Below are 25,657 nucleotides of genomic sequence, written 5' to 3' on the forward strand. Positions count from 1 at the left end.
TGCATATTCACTTGGAACAGAATTGAATGGATGTGCCTGCTCGAAGGCTCGTTTGGATTGCAATGTGGGACCGAGAAGACCGTTCTGCAGACCGGCGATAGCTTCATGGCCCCCAAAGGAATACCTCACTCCTATGTGGTGCTCGGGATGCGCCTGCTCGACATCTGAATATCTACGATCCGGCGGGTGAAATTGAAGCGTTCTTTCGGGACTATGAGTAGAACCATCCGCTAGGAGCAAAGCCCGATCCTGCAAAGGCTGCGGAGAGCGAGAAGATGTACCGCGTTCGGGTCGTCGGGCCGCCATTGAAACCCTCAGCGTTCTCCAAATCTTGATAAGTCGCCTTTTCGGAAGCTAGCGACCACTGATGGGAATCGCGTCTATCAGGATCGATATTTGGAATCTATTTGGCCCCCAAAGGTTTGAGAGCGTCTGTGGCTGCTGGCAGCGATCAGATAGTCGTTCAATTGGGCGTCAGATGTTACCAGATTGGCGATAGCCGCGCGCGCAATTCTCTTCGAACTTTGCTGATTTGAGCGACTTTGGAGAGCTCATGCCAAGGTATCAGTCAATACCTTTGTCCCATAGATTCGCCCCAACCGGTCTGGTTTGATCACAACTGTTCAACGGATCTAGTTCAACTGATGCGTGGAACGGGCAGTTTCTCAAGGAGAAGGATCATGACAGAATTCGAAACAATCGTATCGACTCGGCGAAGCTTTCTCGCCACTTCAGCAGCCGCAGGTGCAATCAGCCTTCTCGGACTCGCCGAACCTACCGATGCTCGCGCTGCAATCAGCCATCCGGCACACACGGGATCGATTAGGGCGAATGGGGACTTATCCATCCGCCCCTACCGTATCAACGTTCCGCAAGCGGACCTGATGGATTTGCGCAAGCGCATCGCCACGACGCGTTGGCCAGAAAGGGAGACAGTGAGCGACGTAACCCAAGGCGTCCAACTCGCGACCATGCAAAAGCTCGCGAAATATTGGGAAAAGGACTATGACTGGCGGAAAGTTGAGGCGAGGCTTAACGCTCTTCCGCAATTCGTGACGACCATCGACGGGCTGGATATCCATTTCATTCACGTCCGATCAAAATATGCTAACGCGTTGCCGATCATCATCACTCATGGTTGGCCTGGATCTATCATTGAGCAGCTAAAGATTATTGGCCCGCTGACCGATCCAACGGCTTTTGGTGGAACTGCAGAGGACGCTTTCGACGTAGTCATTCCTTCACTGCCGGGTTATGGTTTTTCGGCAAAGCCGACTGCAACTGGCTGGGATCCGAAGCGAATTGCGAGCGCCTGGACTGTGCTGATGAAGCGCCTCGGGTACACACGATTTGTGGCCCAGGGAGGCGACTGGGGTAACTCGGTCACGGAAATGATGGCTCTGCAGACCCCTCCTGAACTGATTGGGATACACACCAACATGGCGGCTACCGTTCCAGCAGATATTGAGCAGGCGCTCCAGCTACGGCAACTTCCGCCATACGCGCTTTCCGCCGACGAGGATCGCGCTTGGGAGCAGCTCGACTTTTTCTATAAGCACGGCCTTGGATACGCGCAAGAAATGTCCGGCCGTCCGCAAACGCTCTACGCGCTTGAGGATTCACCTGTCGGATTGGCTGCTTGGATCCTTGATCACGATGCGAGTAGTCAAGCTCTCATCGCCCGGGTGTTCGACGGTCGGACGGAAGGGCTGACACGGGACGATGTTCTTGAAAACATCACACTCTACTGGTTAACCAAGACAGCAGTCTCGTCGGCCCGCCTCTATTGGGAATATAAGGGAGGCTTTTTTGATCCGAGGGGCGTCTCCATCCCGGTTGCCGTAAGCGCCTTTCCGGACGAGATCTATCAGGCCCCGAAGAGTTGGACGGAGAAAGCGTATCCCAACCTGATCTATTACAACCGACCCGCAAAGGGTGGGCACTTCGCAGCATGGGAGCAGCCAGCGCTCTTCTCTCAAGAAATGCGAGCAGCGTTCCGTTCACTACGCGGTTAGCCGATGGCGGGAGTGAATGTCACGTGCGCAGGCGCTCCCACATCATCACGATGAAAGCGATTTGAACCACATAGGAGAAAGACAATGTCCGCAACAGGCAATCAGGCGCGCCGCCGCTTCTTGAGCAAGGCCCTCATCGATTCGAGTTCAAAAGGCTCAGCGGTGATCACGGGAGCTTCTTCCGGCATAGGTGCCATCTACGCCGATCAGTTGGCGAGCTGGGGATACGATCTGATCCTAGTCGCCCGCAATCGAGAGCGCCTTAGCACGGTAGCAAAGCGAGTCCGCGAAGATACAGGCCGTTCCGTTGAGATCATTGTTGCGGACCTGAGCGACCGAGGTGATCTCGCTCATGTCGAGGAGACTTTGCGGACGAACGCAAGCATCACTCTTCTGGTCAACAATGCAGGCGTAGGTGTACCAACACCATTTCTGGCTGCCGATATCGGCAAGATTGATCAGATGATCGAACTCAACGTGACCGCACTTGTGAGGCTGACCTATGCCGTCATGCCAGCATTTGTGGCGAGGTCTAAAGGAGCCGTTATCAACATCTCTTCGGCGCTCGGTATTGCTCCTGAATTGCTAAACGGCGTCTATGGTGGCACCAAAGCTTTTGTTCTGGCCTTTGGTCTTTCACTCCACAAGGAATTCAGCGGGCGCGGTATCCGTATTCAGACCGTCGTGCCAGGCGCGACTGCTACCGACTTCTGGGACATCTCCGCGACTCCACTCAATGGACTCCCGGCAGAAGTTGTGATGGATGCCGATGAGATGGTCGAAGCAGCAATTGCTGGCTTCGAATTGGGCGAAACAATCACCATCCCCTCACTGCCGGACGTCGCTGATTGGGAGACATACGAGGCAGCTCGACAGAATCTGATACCGAAGTTATCCCTGAGTTGTCCTGCCGGGCGATACATGTCGGCCCATCAACGCTAGGAGAAACGATGCGGAAAGAGATGAATGATATTGTCGTTGTAGATGACAATCCGGCAATCCGTTATGGGCTTTCAGAGATATTCAAAAGACGAGGCTACATCGTTCGTACAGCCTCAGATGGATTCTCGGCCCTAGCGCTGATACGAGAACGAATTCCCGGAATTCTCCTATCCGATCTCGATATGCCCGGCATGTCCGGATTCGAACTCCTGTCGGTCGTGCGACGTCGATTTCCAGCAATCGCAGTCATCGCCATGAGTGGAGCGTACTCGGGAGTGTTCGTCCCTCCAGATGTTGCGGCAGATGCGTTTTATGCCAAAGGTTCAAATGGTGCAGCTCGACTATTTGAGATCTTATGGTCGATCGAAGAAAGAGACTCACGTGAATCGTTGCGCCAGGCGGCGCCGATTTGGATACCTGACCTGCCGGCTCGTGAATGTGTTGACGCGGGCGTGTTCGTATCCTGCCCTGAATGTCTGCGATCCTTTTTCCATCCGGTTGGGCGGGTGAAGGGCTCAACTCACTTAACATCTTGCTCACACTGCTTCCATCCCGTACAACTGGCAATCGTCACGCAACCCGATGAGATGGATACAACGTCTCCCGGATTGGACAGCAGTATGAGCCACGCTGCAGTCTCGATAGATCTCGATACTGAGTCCATATCAGAACTGGTCGGCCAATGATCAGCACGTTTTGCAGCATCCTCGTGATCGCCGTTCTAAAGGGAACCTTCCTAAAACTGTTCGTGTCTGGAGAAGACCGTGGCCTCGAAGCGCCCAGGTCAATGAATGGGCGATTCGAGAAGGTTCAGCAAGCTGAACGGGTTCGGCGCGTCTAAGTTTTAGGCCTTTGGAGCAACAGTGAGGCGAAGCCGCACGGCCATTTTGACTAGGTCTGCGAGGGAGTCTGCTTTCATCTTCCGCATAACATTGCCTCGATGAGTCTTCACGGTGATCACGCTGATACCGAGTTCTCCGCCGATCTGTTTGTTCAAGCGACCAGTCACGACGAACGCCATAACCTGCTGTTCCCGACGCGTGAGCGACGCATAACTATCGCGGATCGCCCGTATTTTTTCTTGGTGGCCCAGGGTGACTTGGCTTCGTTCTATGGCATTCCCGATAACGCCTAATAGAACATCTTCGCTCACTGGCTTTTCTAGAAACTCGACGGCACCCGCTTTCATGGCCTGAACGGACATTGGGATATCGCCTGCTCCAGTGATGAAGATAATGGGTATGTCCATGCGGTCCAGGGCAATACGCTTCTGCAAGTCGAGGCCATTGAGATCAGGAAGACCGACGTCTAATACCAGACAACTTGGAGTTGGGGTCCGAGGATAGGAAAGGAACTCCTCTGCGGACGCGAACACCTCGGGACGCCAACCTGCGCAACGAATCAACAATTCCAACGACTCGCGTACCGAGATGTCATCGTCTACAACAAACACGGTAGGGGTCGTTTGGGGCATAAGGAAGGGTCTCGAAGCACGCTGAACTACTGTTGCTAGGTTCATAAGTCCTCGTCAAGTAAATTCGTGAGTCAGTTTACGCAGAGGGCCCTATCAAGTGCCTTGAGAAGAGTGGCTTCACTGACGGGCTTGAAAAGGCACTCTACCGCGCCCTGTTCGAGCATGCGCGGCCGGATGGTCTCATCTTCATCTGCGGTAATAAAAACGATAGGAATGTTTTGCCGCCGGAGGGTCAACTCCCGTTGAAGGTCAGGTCCAGTCATGCCGGGCAGGGCGATATCGAGGATAAGGCATTTAGTTGCATTGACGCTATCGGACGCGAGGAACTCTTCAGCAGATGAGAATGCTTTGACCGCAAAGCCGAACTCCTTCAGCAAGTCAGGAAGTGACTCAAGTACAGACTCGTCATCATCTACAAGTGATACGAGTGAAGAAATATCCATTACGGGTTCCCCATGACGCGGGCCGCTTCTGTCACAGCGACGGGCGTCTGAATGGTGTCGAGACTGTCGACACCAGTTACAGCCCCAGGTCCTCGAGGAATTGAGAAAGAAAATGTAGCTCCGGGACCACTATTCGGCGCTGCCCATAGACGTCCGCGATGTTTCTCGATGATGGAGCGGCTTATTGAAAGCCCGATTCCCATACCATTGCTCTTCGTTGTGTAAAAAGCTTGAAAAAGCTTGTCGATCGTCTGAGAATCCAGTCCCACGCCTGTATCTTGTACGGCCAAACGCACACGATCTCCTTCCTCTTCCTCGGTCTTAATCACCAGCTGTCTAGGCCGATCCGTGACGGAACTCATCGCGTCGGACGCGTTTCGCAGGAGGTTGAGGATCACCTGCTGAAGTTGGACACGATCGCCGATAACGAGTGGGAGGCTGCTGGCGAGTTCCGACCGCAAGATGATGCGGTTTCGTTGCAGGTCACTCAGCGACAATGCCACTACCTCGCGCGCAGCTTCGTTTAGGTCTACAGATTCGGTAATGGCTTCCGTCTTTCTGAAGAGCGCGCGCAAGCGCTTAATAACGTCGGAGGCACGATTTCCATCACGAAGCGTGCGTCGCGCGGTCTCGAGTGCTCCCTCGATATTGGGAGGATCGGCCGCCAACATGCGCAGACAAGTGCTCGCATTGTTCACGATGCCGAACAACGGCTGGTTCACTTCGTGGGCGATGGATGCTGTCATGGCTCCCAGGCTTGTGACCCGGGCCACATGAGCGAGCTCCGAGCGAACTTTACTCAGCGCCTGGTCCGCGAGCCGGCGTTCTGTTACGTCCTGGACGGCGCCGATGTACTCCATTTGGCCTGCTTCGTCCACAATTCCATGAGCGATCATATGGAGGTGTTTAGTCGAGCCGTCTTGCATCTGGAGCCGATGCTCGTACTCGAAGTCTTGACCGGCTTGCGCGCGAGCTACCATGTCGCGCATTAGTGGGATGTCGTCAGGGTGCACACGTGAGCCGATGAGTTCGAGCGTTACGGTCAACGCCGGATCGAACTCGAAGATGCGGTAGGCCTGCTCCGACCAGGTTATTTCGCCGGTCGCCACACGCCATGAAAAACTTCCTGTCAGGCTAAGTTGCTGAGCTTTCGCAAGAAATGCTTCGCTGCGTGTCAACGCCGCTTCACCTTGCGCACGCTCGATTGCAATGCTTGCAATATGGGTGAACTGGCCAATTAGGGCTTGGTCTCTAGGCGTGGGCGTTTTGGGTTCTTTGTAGTAGATCGCGAAGATCCCGATGACTGTTCCATTGGTGGACGATATGGGGGTCGACCAACAGGCCTTCAGCCCATTCGCCAAAGCCATAGGGCACCATGCGTATTCTGCCCATCGAGTATCGAGCGTAATGTCAGCAGCGATCACCTGTTCATTCAGACATACCGCCGTCGCGCAGGGTCCCGAACTGACGACTAGCGGAAGGCCATCAACCGACGCATTGAAATTGGTCGGGAGGCTCGGCCCAGCTGCGTGCTGAAGGTGAGTGCGCGTTGGGTCGACCAATAGGATGCTGCAATAACTGTTAGTAACAGTGGTTTCAACAAAATGACAGAGGTCCTCGAGAATCGATCCCAACGGAGTACCACTGGCGACCCTCTCTAATAAACGCTTCTCGCCGGCAAGCAGAGAATCGGCCTGTTTGCGATCTTCAATATCCGTGCTCAGGCCGTACCACTTGATGATTCGGCCGGTCTCATCTCGTAACGGAACGGCTCGAATTAAAAACCAGCGGCAGCTGCCATCGAAACGACGAAATCGCGCTTCAAACTCGCCGGGTTCCCCAGACGCCAGCAAAGATGCCCAATAGCCTGTCAAGCCTGCCGCGTCATTCGGGTGAAGAGTCTTTGCCCAGCCGGACCCGCCCGCGTCCTCAAGTCCGACGCCTGTATAGTCGCACCACGCTTGATTTAGAAAGTCCACGTTTCCGTCGGGATCGGCGCTCCAAACAAGCCCGGGAATAGCGTCGATGGTTGTGCGAAGCCGGCCTTCCGATGCCTTAAGTTCATCAAGTGCCCTTGAGAGTGACATCTGTGACTGTTGACGTTCGATGGCGATGCTCGCGATGTGAGTGAACTGGGCGATTAACACTTGGTCTTCGGTGGTGGGTGTTCTCGGTTCTTTGTAATAGATCGCGAAGGCGCCGAGCACCTTTCCGATCGTGGAAGAAATGGGGGTCGACCAGCATGATCGCAGTCCGTGCGCCAAGGCCATCGGACACCACTGATATTCCTCCCAGCGCGTTTCCAAGGCGAGATCGACGGAGATAACTTGTTCGTTGAGGTAAGCGGCCATCGCACACGGGCCAGAGTCAGTGTTTACGGGGCGCCCTTCAATAGCGGCGGTGAAGGTAGAGGGGAGGCTCGGCGCGGCCCCGTGCTCAAGATGAGTCCCGGAACTGTTCACCAGTACAACACTGCAGTATGAAGCGGTAGCCGTGGCTTCGACAAGACGGCAAAGCTCACCGAGTATCTCCGATATCGAGTTGCTGCCCGCAACCATTTCGAGTAACCGGTTTTCGCTTGCCAACAGGGTTTCCGCTCGTCGGCGATCTTCAACGTCATTAAGTAGGAAGTACCAGTTGAGAATGTGGCCCTCCGAGTCTCGGACTGGAAGCGCGCGACCATGAAACCACCGGTAGACGCCGTCGAAACGCCGCAGACGGTACTCGAGATCGTAGGGGCAGCCAGTGGTCATCGAAAGCCTGAAGGCTTCGACCAGACGGGGAAGGTCATCAGGATAAACGATGCCGCCTGCCGTCCAGTTTCTTAGCTCATCGGGCGTCTTGCCGAAAAATTCCAAAACCGGAAGGTTAAAGAGCTCAAGCTCACCTGTAGCGGCGGCTGTAATCACCAGCCCTGGGATTCCATCTAAAATGTCGCAAAATCGAGCCTCACCGACAGACGAGGTGTGAAGGCCAGTGGCACAACCTGGATCGCCTGGTTTTCCGATATTCCGCGGCTCGTACCCCATCTGATAAGGATGCGCCTCTTTTGGGGTGCGCGTCCATCATCCTTTGGTCTCGGTTTTTACCCGGAGTCGTATCGGCCTCGGAGTAAAACCATAAGGTCGATACCTTTGTCCCATAGATTCTCGCCAATGTTTATGGTGTGATCGCAAGTGTCCGAATGACCGAATTCTACTGAATTAACCTGCCATGACAAAGGTATGGTGGTCGTCGTGCATCACCTGCCAGGAAGAGCAATAAAGAGGTTCTGAACAATGAGGTCTAAGCCGCTACCGACGCAGCAGCAAATTCCGGCGGACATCGATCATAACCGTCGTCGCTTTCTAGGAACCTCGACCATGGCGATTGTCGCGGCCCAATTTGGCTTAATCGGTTGCGCAAATGCCCAATCAAACAAGGGGGCAGTTCGACTAGCTTCTGAAGGTTCGATGCCGTCTCTAGCCGGCGCGACCGAGTGGCTAAATTCGCCTCCGTTGACTCCAGCAAACCTGCGCGGGAAGGTCGTTCTCATTAACTTCTGGACCTTCTCTTGCATCAACTCACTTCGTCAACTTCCTTATCTCAGGGCATGGGCGGCAAAGTATAAGAATCAGGGATTGGTAGTCGTTGGTGTACAGGCGCCGGAGTTCGAATTCGAAAGGAGCCTCGATGACGTTCGCTGGGCCAGGAAGACCATGAAGCTCGACTATCCGATCGCGATCGATAACGATCATGCGATATGGCGCGCCTTCAACAACAACGCATGGCCGGCGCTTTACTTCGTCGATGCAACCGGACGCGTTCGCCATCATCAACTCGGTGAAGGCAACTATGATCGAGCCGAACTGATCATTCAACAATTGCTCGCGGAAATCGGGGATTCGAGTGTCGCTAGTGGCTTTGTTTCGGTCGACGCACGTGGTGCGGAAGCTCCTGCGAATTGGAGCAGCTTGCAATCTCCTGAAACCTATCTTGGCTACGAGCGCTCAGAGAACTTTGCATCACCCGGCGGGGTGGCAACAAATAAGAGCCACAACTATGCTGCCCCGGGGCCCTTGAAACTCAATCAATGGGCTCTCTCAGGCGATTGGACAATACATGAACAAGGTGCTGTCCTCAACAAGATGAATGGGGGCATCTCATATCGTTTCCATGCCCGTGATCTTCACCTGGTTATGGGACCGGCGAGCCGAGGAGCATCGATGCGATTCCGCGTGCTCATCGATCAACAGCCGCCGCTCGCTGCTCACGGAGGCGATGTTGATCCTCACGGTAACGGCACAATCGTCGAACAGCGACTCTATCAACTCATTCGACAACAAGAGCCTATTGCTGACCGGCAGTTCGACATCGAATTTCTCGACCCCGGAACTGAAGCTTTTGTGTTCACGTTCGGCTGATCCAAGGTTTGTCACCGATGTCGACGGCTAACTATTTCAAAATGAAGGCGTGAAGCATGAACTCCCGAAACTTACCTCTTTTTGAGCAATTCTCCCGTAAGAAACTTTTCGATAGTCCCACACCGATTCAACGATTGGACCGTCTTGAGCGCGAGTTGGAGACCAAGGTACGGATCTATGTGAAACGGGACGATCTAATGGGTCTCGGTGGGGGCGGCAACAAGCTGCGGAAACTCGAATTCCTGTTGGGTGATGCGATTTCGCAAGGCGCTGATACTTTCATCACGATCGGCGGCTTGCAGTCGAACCACGCACGCCTCAGTGCAGCGGCCGCAGCGCACACTGGGATGTCATGCGAACTCGTTCTGACTCAGGTTGTACCACGGGATGATGAAGCGTATCGGCGCAATGGCAATGTACTCCTTGACGAAATTTTGGGAGCGAAAATTCACCTGCTTGCTGGCACGGAGAACGCCCTGGATTTTGCGGCGGATCGGGCCAAAGTTTTGAAGAGAGAAGGCCGACGATCGTATCTGGTTGGGTCTGGCGGTAGTTCTCCGGCTGGATGTCTTGGCTACGCCAATTGTGCAGTAGAAATTCTGGAGCAGCAGCGGGAAATCGAAGGCGGCTTCACCCAAATCATCGCTCCCAACGGGAGTTCGGGAACACACGCCGGTCTTGCGGCCGGATTTGCTTCGGTTGGGATCAATCCTGAGAAGATCAGTTCGTATGCAGTTCTTAATCCGGGTAAGGAAACACAATTTAGTACTCACGAGCTTGCCAAAGCGACGCTAGCTCTCCTTGCCCCAACGAAATCTATCGATTTAGATGCGATTCGCGTAAGCGACGATCAACTCGGTGATGGTTATGGCATTCCGACCTCAGCGATGTTGGAGGCTGTACGCACAATGGCTCGCACACAAGGACTGCTGCTAGATCCGGTCTATACGGGTAAAGCGTTCGCGGGTGTTCTGGCGGCCGTTCGCAGCGGTGCCTACAAACCAGGTGAGGCCATTCTGTTCCTGATGACTGGCGGTCTACCGGGTCTTTTTGCGTATCAACCAGCCTTTGAAGAGGCTTCTTAAAAAGAAATCTGTGATCTGCAATGGAAGGAGAAGTCGGCATGAAAGAGAGATCGCAAGATCAACCTGCCTCCGACTCGTCAATCGCTTCGTTAGAAGAGTCGCGAGCGAGATTGAGGAGTTTGCAACAACTGGTCTGCTATTTGCTCTCTAGGAACCAACAACTGCGAATGGAATTATCTGATTCGAGTAAAGCAAAAACTTGATCGATGGCCAACACTAAAAATGCAATTACATGTACCGGACGCTGTTTCATCTGCGCCACACACGACCGCGTATTGCTCGCATTTATCAAATCTGACTGTGAACCTATCTAGACCTAAAGGAGAAAGAACATGGCAAGTACGTATGAAGTTCGCGGCAACAGTGCGAACAGCGACAAGAGCTTAGCAAGAATCGATCTGAAACTAGAGGCGATCGTCATTCCTGTCTCGGATGTCGACCGAGCAAAGGAATTCTACGGGAACCTTGGATGGAGGCTCGACGCCGACTTCGCCTTCGATAACGGATTTCGAGTGGTCCAATTTACTCCGCCTGGCTCAGGATGCTCGGTCCAATTCGGCACGAAGATGACGTCGGCCACGTCCGGTTCAGCCCAAGGCCTCTACCTGATCGTCTCCAACATCGAAGCTGCGCGTGACCAACTCATCGCTTACGGCGCCAGGGTCAGCGGCGTCTTTCATGCCGGGACACCGGGTGCTCAATTCGAGCCCGTAGGCGCGAACGGTCGCATCGATGGGGCCGCCCCCGATCGCGCCAGCTATAGCTCCTTCGTCACGTTTAGCGACCCTGACGGCAATGGTTGGCTATTGCAGGAGGTTACCACTCGATTACCCGGTCGCATCGATCAGGTGGGGACGGCATTTGCATCGGTAGCCGATTTGGCGACAGCGCTCCGCCGAGCAGCAGCCGCTGATGGTCAACATGAGGAGCGAATTGGCCATGCAGATATGAATTGGCCCGACTGGTATGCCGAATACATGGTGCGTGAGCAGTCTGGTGCCGAGCCGCCCAAGTGAGTCAAGCGAGGGCTTTAATTGACACTCAGTCTAGCCAAATTTCGGCCTGTTCGGCGGGAGGGCACTAAGAATTTGCCCAATCTCAAGGAGATATTTCTATGAAGTGGACCGCACTCTTATCGGTTGCAGCAGCAGTTGTGGGAAGTTTCCTCGCGTTCACACAGCACGCATCCGGACACACCGACGAAAAAGTTCCCCCGAACTACGAGGTACAGATTCCTGCTGGATACCGGGACTGGAAATTGATCTCCGTAGCCCACGAGGCAGGCAATCTTAACGATATTCGCGCCATCTTGGGGAACGATGAGGCGATCAAGGCTTATCGGGAAGAAAAGTTTCCATTTCCAGATGGCACAATTATTGCCCGTCTGGCCTGGAAATACGTTCCGTCCGAGGAAAACAATAAAGTCTTTGGGAGTGAGCAATCGTTCGTCGCCGGGTCTCCAACTAACGTGCAGTTCATGGTCAAGGATTCCAGACGATATTCCGCAACCGGAGGCTGGGGATTTGCTCAATTCACAAACGGTAAACCTCTAAACGAAGCGGAACCCAAGCCCTGTTTTTCTTGCCATGAGCCTGCGAAAGCTCGGGACTTTATCTTCACCCATTACGCACCCTGAAAAAAAGGAATCAAACCCTATTGTTTTTGGCTGGTAGGGAGGTAACGAGACGTCGGCATCGTCAGCCGAAGATGAGACCAATCCTGTGACCGTTGGGTGAAAAACCCAACATCTGAAACGCGCTCCCAATAGACTCCCAATAAGCTGTCCGATGCGTACTTTTCCATACTTCCGAGTCGCCATTTGTACCAGGAAATTCAACAACATACGCGAGTGCTCGGTCACTCATAACCCAAAGGTCGTAGGTTCAAATCCTACCCCCGCAACCACTTAGCGAAACTTCCAACCCGGAATAACCCGGTGTAAGAGCAGCAACATTTGCTCCGCCGGGTTTTCGCACGTTTGGACGCCTCCCATCATGGGTTATGCGCTCCTCAAAATCCTGCTAACGACTGCTGCGTTTGCCTCGCGCTTTGCTTCCATCAGCGCGTTGCCGTACACGTTCATCGTGGTCGAGATTTGGGCGTGCCGCATCAATTTCTGCTGCACTCCCATGGGTGCTCCGGTGTCGTCCAGCCAGGACCGGTAGGTATGGCGGAAGGTGTGCCACCCGATGCTGCCGTACTTACCGGCAGCATCCCACCGCTCGTCGTGAAGCGGAAGGCGCTTCCCGTTAGGAACGGGAAAGTCGGTCTTGCACCACTCACCTGCGACGGCCCCACAGTTCAGGCAATCCACGAGACAGCAACCCGCAGGGCGGAGGTAATCCTGTCCGATTGGCGACGCGTGGAAATGCCGCCCCGTCATGGGGCTGACGAAAAGCAGATCCGACTCAATGATTCCGGCGTCCTCGTCTCCCAACTTGGCGAGCGCCTCCTTTTCGGCTTCGCGAATGAAGTCGAGCAGGATGGCAGCGAGGTCCGGGTCAAGGGGCAGTTCGTCCTCCGAGTATTCCGTCTTGACCAGCTTCAGCCGACCGTGAACGACTGCTCGAACGATCTGCATACTGAGCTTCCCGAAGTGGATGTCCGGCTTTTCGATAGCCAAGACTTCCTCAACGCGAAGACCCGAGCATTGCGCGAGTAGCGCCATCATGCGGTACGGCTGCGGAATCAGCGGAAGGATCAAAAAGAACTGCTCAACGGTGAGGATCACCGGGCGTTTCCGGCGTTTGCTGATGCCCTTGATTTCGACAAACTCCATCGGATTCCGTTGCCACTCGACCATCTCCCACAGCATGGCTTTCTCATACAGGCGATGTATGACGGCCTTGATGTGACCTTTGGTTTTGGGCGCGGCTTCCAGATTTCGTAACCACTCCTGAACGTTCATCGGCTTCAGACGAGTAATACGAGTGGTTCCCCACTTCGCACGCACTCGCCTGATGACGCTGAGGTAGGAACTGGCTGTCGAAAAGCTCAGCTCGCCTACGTTGTCGCAGGATTCACCGGGTCGAACCTTCTTGATTTCAAGCAGGCGTTCTTCCTCAATGAAGCGATCCAATAACGTATCGAAGGTGGGCTCAAGGACGGCTAACGTCGGGTTGTCAGTGTTGAGTTTGAGCACAAAGGTTTCCAAGTGCCGCTCGACCGCGGTCTGCGTTGGAAACTGTTCTGTGCTGAAGTACATGGACTTTTCCTTGCCGGTCTGAGGGTCCGCGTAACGATACTCCCAGGCCGACTTGTTGTTGGCTCGCGGCACCCGCCGCAAATAGCCACGTTGATAGCGTTGCCGGGTGAATTTCAAGGATGTTGCTCCTGTCTAGTCACGTCGGCCCGATCGGTTGTATTCAATTTTAGGCCAGCTTCAAGCCAGTTATTCAGCGAACTCAGCCGAAATCTCCAGCGTTTCCCAACCTTGAAGGCGGGGACTTCGCGCTGCCGTGCCTTGCCCTCAAGGGTCTTCCAGTGCATCCCCAGCACGTTGGCCGCCTCGTGTAGATCAAGAAGCGGCTCGAAGGCCGGCGTAAGGGTTCGTGAACTTGCTTTTGCGGCTGAGAGCATACAACCTCACTTTTGAAAAACCCCAAAAAGGAGCGGAGATAACGTACGTATTCTGACGATGGCCGAAGATGCCTGTAGAGTCCAATTCAGCAGAAGGGGTTCCTTATCAATGACGCTGATAAGCACATATCGGCCTACCTTTTCCACAGCCCGGTCATCTAAGTGATACAACCCGACGGTAGGACGCATCTGCGCCGACAAATTGAAAGAACCGACTGCCCAGTCCACGTCCTATCCCCATTTCCGCGGAGTTCATGGGGGAGCGGCATGTTAAAGAACGACACGAAACTGATGGAGTCGGTAATTGCCCTAGCTGAGGAATTGCACTTTGGGCGGGCGGCCCGCAGGTTGCGGATCAGTCAGCCCATGCTGACCAAAAACATCCAAGATGTAGAAGCCCTGATTGGCGGTCCTCTGTTTCTCCGTGACCGTAAGCACGTCGTGCTGAGCGATGCGGGTCGATCCTACGTTCAATACGCGCGATTGTCTCTTCAGTACAGCGAGCGCGCCGCTCAGGCAGCCCGCGCAATACTCCAAAACGCCGACGTACCTCTGTATATAGGCAGGTCACCATATACGGACCCGTTTTTGATTTCGACTTTGCTCTCGATTGAACTACCCTTGTATCCGCGGCTAAAAATCGAACTGAGAAGTCAATATTCGTTCGATATGGTGCACGATCTTCTGGCAGGGACACTGGATTTCGCTATCGCGACAGAGCCGCCGGAATCTCCACTGCTGACGATGCTCCGGCTTGCCGAGGCACCCTTTTATATTGCCATGTCGAAAAAAGATGAATTGGCGAACAATCCTTCGGTCACATTGGAGATGATGGCAGAACGCCGCTGGATATTATTTGAGCGTCGTCTACATCCGCCGCTGTACGATTCGATTCTTCATGTTGCGGAACAAAAACACGTTAGCGCGTGCAATATTCAACACGTAACAACTCCTGAAGAGGCGTTTCCATTCGTTGTAGATGGTCTGGCGATAGCTCTGATCACTAAATCGAGTGCGCTGCTCATGGCTCGTAACGGCGTCACAGTTCGGCCACTCCTGGAGACGGGTTTGCTCCTGCGAACCTACTTGATTTCTCGGGTGGACGACGATTCCAAAGTAGCAGGTGAACTCGTGCGAGCCTTCGCCCGCAAACTCTCAGATGTAAACAAGTACAAACAAATCCCATTGCCGCTGTCCGCCTGATTGGCGAATTTGCACCAATGGGATTTCTCTCTAATCTCGTGCCCCCTCTCCATCAACAATCTGAATCTCAATCGGGCCCGCGCGATCGCAATCGGGGCACGAGACTATCCCGGTGGTGATTGCCTTTACATCGATGTCCGAGAGGTTCAGCTTATATCCACACTTCGGGCAGACATGTACTGACTCCCAGTGCTTGTTGCCGTGGGAACCTGGGTGATCTGACTGCGTTGACAGAGGCGGTTTTTTGCGCGTGGACTCAGAGGGAGACATTGTTTTCAGTTGCGCCTTCCCTGTTCCACGCCTGGCGTATCGCAACTTCCTGATTCTTCATGATTGGCGATCCTCCCTTATTGTTCTTGCGATTCCACCTGACGCGAGATCGCCGACGAGTTCGATCCACCCTGACAGTTCGACCCGATGAATCAGGGTTTTAGCTGTCGGAAGGTTGAGTTAGGACGTTGATCTTTATAAGTTCCGGGCTTTTATTACTAGTGAAGAAGGCGGAAGCCACTTCGCCAGGACCGATGCGCCGGTTGCCAGTTCAGGTCACGCTTGGCTTTCTGATTGCTCGCTCCGCGAGCTTCCGTCATTAGGCAAACGCCACTTTCGCCTGCGGCGAGTCTTCCGAGCCACCTCGGGATACGGATTGGGGGTTTAGCGGAAAGAATCGCAGCGAATTCCGGCAGCCATACAGATACTTCCGCCGGTTCATCGTCGACGATATTGTAGAGACCGCTATATCCATGGTCGAGCGAGAGACAGGTGGCCTCCGCAGCGTCATCGACGTGAACGAATGACCAGATACCCGATCCGTTACCGATGATTGGGAAACTGCGCTTTTGCACAAGTTTCGTGACGTGGCCGTCCTTATCAAACGTAGTCCCTGGTCCGTAAAAGCTTCCGTATCGCAATACAAGCCCCTCTAGACCCGCGCAGTCGGTCTCTATGGCATTTTTGGTGCTCTTGGAGTCTCTCTCGGCGATCGAGCGAGCCGTGTTCTTATTGAGACAAGTATTTGATTATGACTATGCTGAGATAGCGCCGATCGTGGGTAAAAGGGAAGAAAACTGCCGACAAATCTTCGTTAGGGCAAAACGTCACATTTCTGCCGGAAAACCCCGGTTCAATCCGTCTTCTCGGGATAAAGCAGTACTTGCGGAACGCTTTTTCGCAGCTTGCAACGCGGGCAGCGAAGCGGAACTCATGAGCATACTTGCGCAAGATGCGGTCTTCTTTGGAGATGGCGGAGGCAAAGTTTCGGCCGTAACTCGGCCAGTGCTCGGTGCTGGTCGTGTGAGCCGACTGCTTCTTGGGTTGTTTGCTCAGGCTCGTAAGGCTGAAGCTAAGTTTGAAAGAGCTGAAGTCAATGGTCAACCCGGCGCGATGTTTTTCGACGCCACTCACCGACTCATCAGTGTTCTGGGCCTGGAGATCCAAGACAGAAAAATTGTTGCCGTTCAAGTCGTTATAAATCCGGAGAAATTATCGCACCTAGGTCCTCTCTCGCACCTGCCGCAGTCGAAAAGCCCGCCGCCCATCGCATGAAGATCCATCTTCTTGCCCTGCTGCGTGTATAACGTTTGCCGGTGGCGAGTTTCCAATTCCGCGTCCCCTAAAAGGGGCGCTCTCAAAGAAATAATGAAAATGACATTCACGAGTGTGTCAGGCACCTCAAGCAGAACTTTTTGAATTCCGCAATTCAGGACGCTGGTTGGTCTCATTCAAGGTTTGCATGTCGTTTCCACAGCTTTTCTGCGGATTCGCCTAGCTGGTGCCACATCTTGTGAAAGAGTATGTCCATGAGTATAAGAACCGTTTGCTCAAAGAGTGTTCCACCATACTGAATGGAAATTGTGGCTTGGTTTCCCTGCTTCACGGCCGCTGGAATAATGACCACGAAACTTGATAAAGTCGCGAGTTCTGAGGCTGACGCCGTTGTGATCGCTAAGATTTTCGCGCCTACCTTCTTAGCCACTTGTGCGGCGTGCACGGGGCCCGCTGTGGTCCCTGATCCCGAAGCCACGACGAGAAGGTCCCCTCGCTCAATCGCCGGCGTAATCACTTCACCAGCGACGAAAACCGTCAATCCGAGGTGCATCATCCGCATCGCTGCCATTTCAAGCGCAAGACGACTCCGGCCTGCTCCAACGAAGAAGACGCGGCGGGCAATTTGCAGACTCTGCACTGCTGAATCGATCTGAGCGGTGGGTAAAGCGAGTAACGTACGTTTCAATTCGTCGAGGATCTCGGAGGCATCGGTGGAGAAGGGTGCCTCCTGCTGAGTCCTCGCATTGCTCCGATTCGACATAGATATTCCTCCGTAAACGGTTGCTGCTCAGCGGGCGCAAACGAAGTGAATGTTTCCCTGGTCAATTTGAGACCAGGCAACTCGTTTCCAACCTCTTTGCCGCGACTTACCGTTTGGAATTGTCCCTTCTGCATCAGGCACGTGAATGCCTCAAGTTTTCTGACAATTTGCCTCTTTTATCCAAGAGCATCTCCCGGCAGCTGTCCTTTGTTTAAGCTCTTCCATGTATATTTCCGGAAAGTCCAAGAAATTGGGAGGCCAGCCGACACGATGTGTCCTACGAACTCAATCCACCAGCTTTTTCCGAATACAGGAAGATGGTGAACAAGTGGTGTGATCACTAAAAGCGACATTGCGGTCCAAATGAGAGGGCCATATACGATGCCGAGAAGAACGGTACCAGAGCTCGATTTTAGTAATTGGCGCACCCAACGCGAATATCCCATCAGAATGGAGAAGAGAGCAGCCCAACATAAGGCTACGACTACATGCGAAGCAAGACCCAACAAAACTGCCTGAACGCCACCGTGGTCCGGACGCTTCCCCATGATCACGAAAGCAATGCCCTGGAAGAAGCGGGCGACAGGCCGCGGTACTCCAGCGATCCAACCTTGGACAATTCCGAAAGCTCCGTCCGCTAATGCCGTCAGTGATCCCGCGATGAAGATGCGATATATCATTGGGCTTTTGACCTCTCGTGCCCTGCTAAATCTGACTGACATAATGAACTTTCCTTTCCGCCCAAGAAGATGGGATTCGTGTGGAATCTGTTGAGCCCAAATTTCAGCATGCTATTTGTGTTGGACCGAAGGTTGTACAAGACAAAATAACGGCTAATGCGTTGAATCAATTCATGGTTTCTCGCCTTCGTTTATTGGTCAGTACATCAAACCTCGGTTACACTCGCTTCGTTCGTGGCCGAATGGTCACCGCTCGACGAACAAACCTCTATATCAGGAGTCAATCTCCGCGACCGAAACTCTCTGAACTTCGCATTTCTCTGACTCTTCTTGATTCAGCGAGATTGTTGGCTTCTCCGAACGATCCGATCAACATACTGGGCCTATGGCCGTGTTTATCCCGAGAAGCTGTCCTCCTGGGACAGTTAAAAGGCCGCAGATGTAAGGCCCAACAAATCACATTTGACGGACAAGCGATGAGACATAGAACGTTGGCTTTGTAACCCACGAAGACCCGCGTAATAAAAAACTGCTCACGGTCTTTCACGCGTTCATTCCTTCAATGTCTTAATTGAAAAATGATCGAAGCTCACCGAAAAATTTTGTTTTCCCGGAGCTGCCGCCACCATGCCGATTTGGACTTTTACTTTGGGAGGAAAGTACGCCAACCGCAGCATTTCGAAGGTAGTGCCATTGAAGGAATATTCGATCTGAACGAAATCGTCCTTCCGCGTCAGACGTAGCCAGACCGCTTCGGGACTGTCTGTACGAGGAACCACAGACCAGTCCGAAACATCGCGGGTCACGACAGCACTCACATTCTGGACACCGTCGACATACTCGATTCCCGTCTTGATCCAGTTTTTCTCATCGATCCGGATCATTAAGCCAGCCTGGTGAAATAACTCACGGTAGTGGCCTCTGATGTGAACTGTGGCGATGAAGTCGCCTGTTTGCTCCTGAGAGTAGAACGGTCCGTTGTCACGGATAAATCCGTAGTGCGTAACGCGCCAGAAATCCGTACCTGGTTCAACCGTCGCAGTCATGACGTCGCCATGCTCCGACCACTGTTTCGGCTCATTCATCCAGGACATATGGGGCGTTTGTGCGACAAGAGCGCTGGCTAGTAAAAAGTGAACAACTCCGGTGAATGACTTCGACGACATAGAATCTCCTCCATAAACGTTCGCCTATGCTTGGTGCCTTAGAAAGACTGGTAGTAATGACCGTTGCTGACTTTCAAGAAAACTGTACCGGCGTTTCTCGCTGTTCAGGCTTTCAACGCCAGCTCCGATGACAGCGTGGCGCGACCTGCGTGAGCATTGCTTACCGGCTGTCGAGTTCGGCAAGTTTTGTGGCTATGATGTGCTGGGCTACGGGGAGGTGCCCCAGAAGCCCCATGGCCGCGTTACGGAGCATTGCCGTGAGCGTACGATCTCCTGTAAACGAGTGTTTGCAAACATTCGTTTTCATAGTCTAACCTATTATTGGAGGAACGCTACGGACAGAGAATGAGCGAGGATTCGCAGGAGCGGCGCTTTTTCTCGTACGGACGCTTTGAAGGCGGTCCCGTTCGGATATTCAGGTTCGTTAGACTTGCAGATCGAAACGAGAGCGAAACTCCCGCTGTCCGAGGCGAGTTATGCTCAACACGCGACTGTCTAAATCTCGAGTGGCCCATTCTCGTCTGAGCAGCATTTTCAGGATCGCCCCGCCAAGTGCGCCGCCAATGTGGGGCTTGCGCTCACTCCAGTCAAGACAGCCAAAAGCGAATCGTCTTCGTAGCTTTCGTGTTTCTTCGACGTCAACTCCGAGTGATTCCAAACCCTTGGCGCCGACGGCCGTTAGATTGTAATCGTTATTCACAACCCGATCGTCGGCATAAATCCAGTCGATCTTCTTGAGGTGGTCATGGAGCAGGACGCTAACTGTTCCTGCCATGTGATCGTAGCAAGTCCGAGCACTGCGAAAACGGAGGGGCGTACTCGGTCGAAACGTCGGCCGTGGAGTTCCTGCTACTACCGCTAAAGCTTCAAGGGCGCTCGCGACATTTAGATCGTAGAGGCTGTAATAGCGGTGTTTCCCCTGCACCAGAACGCTGACTAAGCTTTCTTTCTTCAATCTGGCGAGGTGGACGCTAGCCGTTGAAGGATTCACTCCTGCGATGATGGCCAGTTCGGTTCCGGTGCGCGCGTGACCGTCCATTAAGCTGAAAAGCATCCGAGAGCGAGCTTGTTCACCGATGGCGGATGCGACCTTGGCCACTGCCAGGTCGGTGGAATCACCTACATTCATAGTTTGAGTATAAGCGAAGTGTTGATGTGATCTTTGCGAAATACTCAGCCTTATGCGAACTTCCAATCTTTCGGAATTCTTGATGAACCGACGGGAGCTGCTCAAGGGTATGACTGCCGCATACGCGGCGGTCGCCCTGGAAACCGAGGACCGAAGCACCAATAAAGAAAGAGGAACATTCGTGACAATCACCTGCGTGATCCGATATCAGATAGATCCCTACCAACGGGATGCATTCAAAACATACGCACAAGCGTGGGGGCGAATCATTCCTCGCTGTGGCGGACATCTCGTGGGTTACTTCATGCCCTACGAGGGTACGAACGATGTCGCCTGGGGATTGATTGCCTTCGATAGTCTTACTTCATACGAAAAATATCGAGAGCGGCTGAAAGCAGACCCTGAGGCACGTGCTAACTTTGCGATGGCACAATCGAATAAGGTCATAATTCGCGAAGAAAGAAACTTCGTCGAAGTGGTCGAGGACACCTTCGAACTTGAAGCGAAGCCTTCGGGAAGGACATAAGAAGGTGAGTACTCAGGCCGCTAAAGGACAAGCCTTTCACGCTCTCCATGAGCGTGACCATCCGTTCATCATCCCGAATCCGTGGGATACGGGCACCGCTCGGTTGCTAGCTTACTTGGGTTATGAGGCACTGGCCACCACGAGTGCCGGATACCCTCAAGCGACTTCAAGCGTATCAACGTGCCGGCGCCGATGTCCTCTATGCTCCGGGCCTCACTTCTGAGGCGGAGATTACTACTGTCGTCAATTCGATCGATCGACCATTGAATGTCCTTATGGGTTTACAAGGTGCGCAGCTCGACTTGGCGTCATTGTCGGCAATTGGAGTGAAACGAATGCTTTCGAGAACTGGCAGGTAGTACGTGTCTGTTTGCATACGGACGTACGGAACGAGCGTTCGAGGGAAGCAATCGAACGGATCGGCGGGAGATACGAAGGCACATTGCGAGCGCATCGCCTCGCCGCAGACTTCACACCCAGAAACTCCATGCGTTACTCCATCATCGCTTCAGAATGGCTGGCACCGCTTGGCTGTAGCCATGTCTACTGCGCTCGCCGCGACACCAGAAGAGCTATGAAACTCATCGCATATTTCCGCTCACTCGCATCGACGTTTTTTCAACCTACCCGGATCAGCACCGAGATGGAAGAGGAACTCCGTTCCCACATTCAACATCGGGCTGACGATCTCGAACGTTCCGGCATTTCCCGCGCGGAAGCCGAACGCCGAGCGCGTGTCGAGTTCGGCAGTTACCAGCGTTTTAAAGAGGAGAGCCACGAAGCGATGGCGGGACAATTTATCGAAAACCTTCTGCAGGACATTCGCTTCGGTCTCCGCATGTTTTATCGGTCGCGGAATTTTACCGCCGTTGCTGTCCTAACCCTGGCGCTGGGAATCGGGACGAACGCTGTTGTCTTCAGCGTATTGAATGGACTCATTCTGCGTCCTCTGAATGTCCCGCAGGCGCACAACCTCTATACCGTGGAGCATGGAAAGGACAATTCGCCCATGCAGTCTTATCCCGATTACCTCGACCTGCGTGATCGAAACCGGAGCTTGAGCGGGATCGCGGCGTATAGCGTAACGAGGGCCGGATTGAACGTTGGCGACGGCCACGCCGCAACTGCATGGCTTTATGAAGCAAGTGGTAACTATTTCGATGTGCTGGGCATCCGGCCCTACATTGGCCAGTTCTTTCACAGTTCCGATGAGCATGGCCTCGATAGCGCGCCCTACGTCGTACTTAACTACGCTTTCTGGCGTAGCCGCTTTCTAAGTGATACCGGTGTAGTCGGGAGAACGATTCAGGTAAATAAGCATCCATTCACAATTCTGGGAGTAGCCCCTCCAGATTTCGGCGGCACTGAGCTATATTTTGTTCCCGATTTCTGGGTGCCGATGGTAAACGATAGGCAGGTTGGGGGCGGAAACGATCTGACTGCGCACGGCGCGCGAGGCATTCAATTAGTAGCTCGATTAAAAACCGGAGTCACTCCTGCGCAGTCAATGGCCGATCTAAATTTCGTCGCAGCCTATTTAGCGAAAACCTATCCAAAAGATGACGACCAAATGAGCTTCTCGTTGGTACGTCCCGGGTTGATGGGAGATATGCTGGGCCGTCCGACACGGGCTTTCCTTACAATGTTGATGCTGCTAGCGAGCCTCATCCTCTTGGCTGCTTGCGCGAACCTGGGAAGTTTATTCGCGGCCCGAGCCGCGGATCGGACGAAAGAGATAGCAATGCGACTGTCGCTTGGATCGAGCCGCAAACGGATTCTGCGGCAGTTTCTGACTGAGGCAGTCATCATCTCATTGGTCGGTGGCGGTGCGGGACTGGCGGGCGGCATTGTACTTTTGCGCTGGTTGAGTGCATGGCAATCTTTGCCAACGTTCCCCATTCACATCCCCGTTAATCCCGATGCAAAGGTATATGGCGTAACCTTGCTGCTCTCTTTAGCAAGCGGACTTATCTTCGGAATGGTTCCGGTTCGACAGGTGCTTCGGGTGAATCCCTATGAAGCCATCAAGGCGGGATCGACCGGCACAATCGGACGAAGAGTCACGACTCGAGATATAGCGCTCATCGTTCAGATCGCGGTTTGTGCCGTCCTGGTCTCAGCTTCGCTACTTGCCGTTCGAGGCTTAGCCCGCTCCCTTCATAGCAGCTTCGGCTTTCTACCGCAGAACGCGATGGTAGTTGACACAGATCTGGACATGGCGGGATACGCGGGAGACGCTGCTTCTGTAATGCAAAAGCGCATGCTGAATGCGGTGATGGATATTCCGGGAGTCACGGTTGCGGGATTTTCAGACATGCTGCCATTGAGTAGGGAAAATCCGGACAACGTTCCGGTATTTCGAGACGGGGAGCCGGACCGGCGCCTATCAAACGAGGCTGCCGAGGCGGTAGCCCAGAATGTATCTCCTGGATATTTCGAAGCGGCTGGGACAACACTAATGGCAGGAAGAAGCTTTACTTGGCATGATGACAAGAATGCACCCCGCGTAGCGGTCATCAATGAAGAGTTTGCCCACAAAGTCTTCGGCGCTAAGGCAAATCCCGTTGGTCTCTATTACAAATTGACAGACGGCACCCGCATTCAAGTCGTGGGTATGGTCGAAGATGGAAAATATAGAAGCCTTACAGAGGAGAAACAGTCAGCCGTTTTTCTCCCTATCATGCAGTCGCCTTCCAGCTCGACTTGGCTCGTGGCACGCACAAGTCGCGATCCGCAGGAAATGGCAGAGGCCTTGGAAAGCAGACTTCGAGAATTGGATGCCGGCTTGCCTTTCACTGTCAAGAATTGGAATGGCGAGTTGAACGGAGCCCTTTTTGCTTCCCGCGTGGCGACCGTTACACTTGGCGTGTTAGGGGCGTTAGGCGTGATGCTCGCGATTACGGGAATCTTTGGCATGACCTCATATTCGGTAAGTAGACGGCTACGTGAGTTCGGAATCCGTATTGCTTTGGGTGCCAATTCTAGGAGTGTTCTGAACGCAGCCGTTGGCAAAGCGTTTCGATTACTCGTGATTGGTTCGATTGCAGGACTCTTTTTGGGAATGACTGCGCCGCAACTGCTCTCGTCAATCGTGTATGAGGCGAGTGCTCGTGATCCGTTCGTATTAGGTGGGGTAATTCTGGCGATGTTCTTTGTTGGGCTGGTGGCGACATGGATTCCAGCAATTCGCGCATTGCGAGCCGATCCTTCCTCGCTTTTGCGCGAACAATAAATGGTGATTTTGCTACTAGCAAAGGCGTCTTCGCGTTATGTACCGTCGATCTCAAATCACCAAGGAGCTTCCCTAGTATGAATATTTTGCCTCCTTCACGCGAGCTGTTTTTGTTTATAGCCGCGGCGCTCGTGTTGCTGATCACTCCAGGGCCATCTGTTCTTTACATCGTTGCTCGCAGTATCGACCGGGGTCGCAAGGCGGGCTTGGCGTCTTGTATTGGAATTTATACAGGCGGATTGGTACACGTCATGGCAGCGACCTGTGGATTGTCGGCGCTTCTGGTCTCTTCAGCAGTGGCATATTCATTCGTCAAATATGCTGGCGCCATCTATCTTATCTACCTGGGAATCAACAAACTACGCGAAGATTCCATCCCCGATGACGAAATAGAGCAGGTCCCGCCGAGATCGTTGCGCCATGTATACACACAGGGGGTCCTGGTCCAAGTCTTTAATCCCAAAACAGCGATCTTCTTTCTTGCTTTCCTTCCGCAGTTCGTCAATCCGGCACGAGGAAACGTGAGCCTTCAATTCCTCACCCTGGGCCTGATCGTGACGCTCTTAGCTCTCATCACTGACAGTCTATGGGCAATGACTGCGGGATCGGCAGCTGGCTGGTTGCAGCGCAACAAAACGTTCCTGCGCAACGAGAAATATGTTTCTGGCACGGTATACATTGGCCTCGGATTAATTACGGCCGCAAGTGGATCAAAACATCATGTGCTAGGCACGAGCCGCAGCGCGCACTGATACGTTGTTGAACGCCATTGACTCATCGGCCCATTTACGGGTCTACGAATTGATTCTAAGCTGTAAGGGAGCGAATCATCGGTCGGTGTCCCTTGAAGGGAGTTCTCCTTTAGATGGAAAAGTAAGGAGCCACGAACTTAGGACGCTGATTGGGACCGCGACGAGCGTTGCCATTAGACAAACTTGTGTGGATGGTTTCAGAGACACGATGGCCAAAACGGTGCAGATGAGCCATGTACGAGCAATCATAGACGCCACCAACAGGCGGCAGAACGTAAGAACAGTCGCACGCGTTATGCTACCGTCAGGTTTCCGCATCGTTTGAACGATCCAAGCGCTTACAACTGACAGCAGGACGATTGCTAAAACTCCAGCACTCGCTACCTTCGGCCATGCAGATGACCATCCGCTCTCGCGCGACGTCAGGATACTGCCCGAAAGCTGAATAAGGACGAGCAAACCCACCTGCGCCACCGCAAACGCACTTAGCTTTCGAGGAGACAGCATTGCATCATTCGGACGTACACACTTGATCCATTGCCAGAGTGTAAGCATTTCTGCGCCGAGGGTAAACGAAAGACCGACGATCAGCAGGCTATGAAAAGTTAGAAGGACGCCGAACGTCATGGATATTGCTCCTCTCTCTGGTTCTGGAAACCGAGGTCAGCGGCGGGTTGTCTACGGCCGCTAAGGAAGCATCCAGCATGCGTCCGTACGACG

Annotated in this window: 23 protein-coding genes; 14 read left to right on the forward strand and 9 right to left on the reverse strand. The window is 53.5% G+C overall.

Annotated features, from left to right (window positions below):
* Window positions 1–680 precede the first annotated feature (680 nt).
* The 3 genes from GSQ86_RS10720 (at window position 681) to GSQ86_RS10730 (ending at window position 3,643) form a co-directional block, all read left to right on the forward strand.
* Window positions 681–2,015 (forward strand): epoxide hydrolase family protein, encoded by a 1,335-nt coding sequence (locus GSQ86_RS10720; protein ID WP_158749937.1) that lies wholly within the window; start codon window positions 681–683, stop codon window positions 2,013–2,015.
* An 84-nt stretch (window positions 2,016–2,099) separates the two neighbouring features.
* Window positions 2,100–2,957, forward strand: coding sequence for an SDR family oxidoreductase (locus GSQ86_RS10725; protein WP_216841107.1), 858 nt, complete (start codon window positions 2,100–2,102; stop codon window positions 2,955–2,957).
* Window positions 2,958–2,965: 8 nt separating this feature from the next.
* Window positions 2,966–3,643: a response regulator gene (locus GSQ86_RS10730; RefSeq protein WP_158749938.1), complete on the forward strand. Its 678-nt coding sequence runs from the start codon at window positions 2,966–2,968 to the stop codon at window positions 3,641–3,643.
* Window positions 3,644–3,801: 158 nt separating this feature from the next.
* Here GSQ86_RS10730 and GSQ86_RS10735 read toward each other — a convergent pair whose 3' ends face one another.
* From GSQ86_RS10735 to GSQ86_RS10745, 3 genes are all read right to left on the reverse strand, one after another.
* Window positions 3,802–4,431, reverse strand: coding sequence for a response regulator transcription factor (locus GSQ86_RS10735; RefSeq protein WP_158749939.1), 630 nt, complete (start codon window positions 4,429–4,431; stop codon window positions 3,802–3,804).
* Window positions 4,432–4,502: 71 nt separating this feature from the next.
* Window positions 4,503–4,874: a response regulator gene (locus GSQ86_RS10740; RefSeq protein ID WP_158749940.1), complete on the reverse strand. Its 372-nt coding sequence runs from the start codon at window positions 4,872–4,874 to the stop codon at window positions 4,503–4,505.
* Complete coding sequence (locus GSQ86_RS10745; protein WP_158749941.1) at window positions 4,874–7,903, reverse strand: PAS domain-containing protein; 3,030 nt, start codon at window positions 7,901–7,903, stop codon at window positions 4,874–4,876. Before GSQ86_RS10745 ends, GSQ86_RS10740 begins: the two co-directional genes overlap by 1 nt.
* A 423-nt stretch (window positions 7,904–8,326) precedes the next feature.
* On the opposite strand from GSQ86_RS10745, the gene GSQ86_RS10750 reads away from it, so the two are divergent.
* The 4 genes from GSQ86_RS10750 to GSQ86_RS10765 all read left to right on the forward strand — a co-directional run bounded on the left by GSQ86_RS10750 (window position 8,327) and on the right by GSQ86_RS10765 (window position 11,998).
* Window positions 8,327–9,277, forward strand: coding sequence for a redoxin domain-containing protein (locus GSQ86_RS10750; RefSeq protein ID WP_216841108.1), 951 nt, complete (start codon window positions 8,327–8,329; stop codon window positions 9,275–9,277).
* Window positions 9,278–9,333: 56 nt separating this feature from the next.
* Window positions 9,334–10,362: a D-cysteine desulfhydrase family protein gene (locus tag GSQ86_RS10755; RefSeq protein WP_158749943.1), complete on the forward strand. Its 1,029-nt coding sequence runs from the start codon at window positions 9,334–9,336 to the stop codon at window positions 10,360–10,362.
* Between the two features lie 332 nt (window positions 10,363–10,694).
* The gene (locus GSQ86_RS10760; protein ID WP_158749944.1) at window positions 10,695–11,378 is read left to right on the forward strand and encodes a VOC family protein; all 684 of its coding nucleotides are present in this window, start codon (window positions 10,695–10,697) and stop codon (window positions 11,376–11,378) included.
* 98 nt (window positions 11,379–11,476) lie between these two features.
* Window positions 11,477–11,998 (forward strand): cytochrome P460 family protein, encoded by a 522-nt coding sequence (locus GSQ86_RS10765; RefSeq protein ID WP_158749945.1) that lies wholly within the window; start codon window positions 11,477–11,479, stop codon window positions 11,996–11,998.
* Between the two features lie 363 nt (window positions 11,999–12,361).
* Here the strand turns inward: GSQ86_RS10765 and GSQ86_RS10770 are convergent, their stop codons facing one another.
* Entirely contained in the window at window positions 12,362–13,684 is a 1,323-nt protein-coding gene (locus GSQ86_RS10770) for a hypothetical protein (RefSeq protein ID WP_158749946.1), read from the reverse strand.
* Complete coding sequence (locus GSQ86_RS10775; protein ID WP_158749947.1) at window positions 13,681–13,941, reverse strand: helix-turn-helix domain-containing protein; 261 nt, start codon at window positions 13,939–13,941, stop codon at window positions 13,681–13,683. The genes GSQ86_RS10770 and GSQ86_RS10775 overlap by 4 nt, the downstream gene beginning before the upstream one ends.
* Window positions 13,942–14,208: 267 nt before the next feature.
* Here GSQ86_RS10775 and GSQ86_RS10780 point away from each other — a divergent pair, with 267 nt between their 5' ends.
* The gene (locus GSQ86_RS10780; RefSeq protein ID WP_158749948.1) at window positions 14,209–15,144 is read left to right on the forward strand and encodes a LysR family transcriptional regulator; all 936 of its coding nucleotides are present in this window, start codon (window positions 14,209–14,211) and stop codon (window positions 15,142–15,144) included.
* Window positions 15,145–15,632: 488 nt separating this feature from the next.
* Here the strand turns inward: GSQ86_RS10780 and GSQ86_RS10785 are convergent, their stop codons facing one another.
* Window positions 15,633–16,127 carry an NAD(P)-dependent oxidoreductase gene (locus GSQ86_RS10785; protein ID WP_158750125.1) on the reverse strand — a complete coding sequence of 165 codons (495 nt, stop codon included), beginning with the start codon at window positions 16,125–16,127 and terminating at the stop codon, window positions 15,633–15,635.
* On the opposite strand from GSQ86_RS10785, the gene GSQ86_RS10790 reads away from it, so the two are divergent.
* Window positions 16,090–16,689, forward strand: coding sequence for a sigma factor-like helix-turn-helix DNA-binding protein (locus tag GSQ86_RS10790; protein ID WP_158749949.1), 600 nt, complete (start codon window positions 16,090–16,092; stop codon window positions 16,687–16,689). The two genes, GSQ86_RS10785 and GSQ86_RS10790, sit on opposite strands and share 38 nt — an antisense overlap.
* Before the next feature lie 172 nt (window positions 16,690–16,861).
* Here the strand turns inward: GSQ86_RS10790 and hxlB are convergent, their stop codons facing one another.
* The 3 genes from hxlB to GSQ86_RS10805 all read right to left on the reverse strand — a co-directional run bounded on the left by hxlB (window position 16,862) and on the right by GSQ86_RS10805 (window position 20,493).
* Window positions 16,862–17,452 carry a 6-phospho-3-hexuloisomerase gene (gene hxlB / locus GSQ86_RS10795; protein WP_158749950.1) on the reverse strand — a complete coding sequence of 197 codons (591 nt, stop codon included), beginning with the start codon at window positions 17,450–17,452 and terminating at the stop codon, window positions 16,862–16,864.
* A gap of 1,231 nt (window positions 17,453–18,683) precedes the next feature.
* On the reverse strand, window positions 18,684–19,298 hold the full coding sequence (locus GSQ86_RS10800; protein WP_216841110.1) for a DUF1349 domain-containing protein: 615 nt from the start codon (window positions 19,296–19,298) through the stop codon (window positions 18,684–18,686).
* Between the two features lie 424 nt (window positions 19,299–19,722).
* Window positions 19,723–20,493: a helix-turn-helix transcriptional regulator gene (locus tag GSQ86_RS10805; RefSeq protein WP_254062302.1), complete on the reverse strand. Its 771-nt coding sequence runs from the start codon at window positions 20,491–20,493 to the stop codon at window positions 19,723–19,725.
* Window positions 20,494–20,509: 16 nt separating this feature from the next.
* On the opposite strand from GSQ86_RS10805, the gene GSQ86_RS10810 reads away from it, so the two are divergent.
* The 5 genes from GSQ86_RS10810 to GSQ86_RS10825 all read left to right on the forward strand — a co-directional run bounded on the left by GSQ86_RS10810 (window position 20,510) and on the right by GSQ86_RS10825 (window position 24,937).
* Window positions 20,510–20,953 carry an NIPSNAP family protein gene (locus tag GSQ86_RS10810; protein WP_216841111.1) on the forward strand — a complete coding sequence of 148 codons (444 nt, stop codon included), beginning with the start codon at window positions 20,510–20,512 and terminating at the stop codon, window positions 20,951–20,953.
* Between the two features lie 4 nt (window positions 20,954–20,957).
* Entirely contained in the window at window positions 20,958–21,176 is a 219-nt protein-coding gene (locus tag GSQ86_RS23905; protein ID WP_371720644.1) for an isocitrate lyase/phosphoenolpyruvate mutase family protein, read from the forward strand.
* A complete protein-coding gene (locus GSQ86_RS23910; RefSeq protein WP_371720645.1) occupies window positions 21,076–21,312 on the forward strand; it encodes an isocitrate lyase/phosphoenolpyruvate mutase family protein in 237 nt (78 codons plus the stop codon). Before GSQ86_RS23905 ends, GSQ86_RS23910 begins: the two co-directional genes overlap by 101 nt.
* Before the next feature lie 215 nt (window positions 21,313–21,527).
* Complete coding sequence (locus GSQ86_RS10820) at window positions 21,528–24,185, forward strand: ABC transporter permease (RefSeq protein ID WP_158749951.1); 2,658 nt, start codon at window positions 21,528–21,530, stop codon at window positions 24,183–24,185.
* Window positions 24,125–24,937, forward strand: a complete 813-nt coding sequence (locus tag GSQ86_RS10825; protein ID WP_216841112.1) for a LysE family translocator — start codon at window positions 24,125–24,127, stop codon at window positions 24,935–24,937. Before GSQ86_RS10820 ends, GSQ86_RS10825 begins: the two co-directional genes overlap by 61 nt.
* Window positions 24,938–25,657: the final 720 nt, after the last annotated feature.

The sequence above is a fragment of the Acidobacterium sp. S8 genome, assembly GCF_009765985.1.
Lineage (GTDB): Bacteria > Acidobacteriota > Terriglobia > Terriglobales > Acidobacteriaceae > Alloacidobacterium.

Bases quoted from the DNA above. Each gene is read 5' to 3' on its own strand.
- GSQ86_RS10820 (WP_158749951.1), top strand. From the start codon at position 21,528: ATGAAACTCATCGCATATTTCCGCTCACTCGCATCGACGTTTTTTCAA.
- GSQ86_RS10825 (WP_216841112.1), top strand. From the start codon at position 24,125: ATGGATTCCAGCAATTCGCGCATTGCGAGCCGATCCTTCCTCGCTTTT.
- GSQ86_RS10735 (WP_158749939.1), bottom strand. From the start codon at position 4,431: ATGCCCCAAACGACCCCTACCGTGTTTGTTGTAGACGATGACATCTCG.
- GSQ86_RS10800 (WP_216841110.1), bottom strand. From the start codon at position 19,298: ATGTCGTCGAAGTCATTCACCGGAGTTGTTCACTTTTTACTAGCCAGC.
- hxlB (WP_158749950.1), bottom strand. From the start codon at position 17,452: ATGTCGAATCGGAGCAATGCGAGGACTCAGCAGGAGGCACCCTTCTCC.
- GSQ86_RS10765 (WP_158749945.1), top strand. From the start codon at position 11,477: ATGAAGTGGACCGCACTCTTATCGGTTGCAGCAGCAGTTGTGGGAAGT.
- GSQ86_RS10745 (WP_158749941.1), bottom strand. From the start codon at position 7,903: ATGGGGTACGAGCCGCGGAATATCGGAAAACCAGGCGATCCAGGTTGT.
- GSQ86_RS10720 (WP_158749937.1), top strand. From the start codon at position 681: ATGACAGAATTCGAAACAATCGTATCGACTCGGCGAAGCTTTCTCGCC.
- GSQ86_RS10810 (WP_216841111.1), top strand. From the start codon at position 20,510: ATGAACCGACGGGAGCTGCTCAAGGGTATGACTGCCGCATACGCGGCG.
- GSQ86_RS10740 (WP_158749940.1), bottom strand. From the start codon at position 4,874: ATGGATATTTCTTCACTCGTATCACTTGTAGATGATGACGAGTCTGTA.
- GSQ86_RS10790 (WP_158749949.1), top strand. From the start codon at position 16,090: ATGGCATTTTTGGTGCTCTTGGAGTCTCTCTCGGCGATCGAGCGAGCC.
- GSQ86_RS10760 (WP_158749944.1), top strand. From the start codon at position 10,695: ATGGCAAGTACGTATGAAGTTCGCGGCAACAGTGCGAACAGCGACAAG.
- GSQ86_RS10725 (WP_216841107.1), top strand. From the start codon at position 2,100: ATGTCCGCAACAGGCAATCAGGCGCGCCGCCGCTTCTTGAGCAAGGCC.
- GSQ86_RS10755 (WP_158749943.1), top strand. From the start codon at position 9,334: ATGAACTCCCGAAACTTACCTCTTTTTGAGCAATTCTCCCGTAAGAAA.
- GSQ86_RS10775 (WP_158749947.1), bottom strand. From the start codon at position 13,941: ATGCTCTCAGCCGCAAAAGCAAGTTCACGAACCCTTACGCCGGCCTTC.
- GSQ86_RS10730 (WP_158749938.1), top strand. From the start codon at position 2,966: ATGCGGAAAGAGATGAATGATATTGTCGTTGTAGATGACAATCCGGCA.
- GSQ86_RS10750 (WP_216841108.1), top strand. From the start codon at position 8,327: ATGCCGTCTCTAGCCGGCGCGACCGAGTGGCTAAATTCGCCTCCGTTG.
- GSQ86_RS10780 (WP_158749948.1), top strand. From the start codon at position 14,209: ATGTTAAAGAACGACACGAAACTGATGGAGTCGGTAATTGCCCTAGCT.
- GSQ86_RS23910 (WP_371720645.1), top strand. From the start codon at position 21,076: ATGAGGCACTGGCCACCACGAGTGCCGGATACCCTCAAGCGACTTCAA.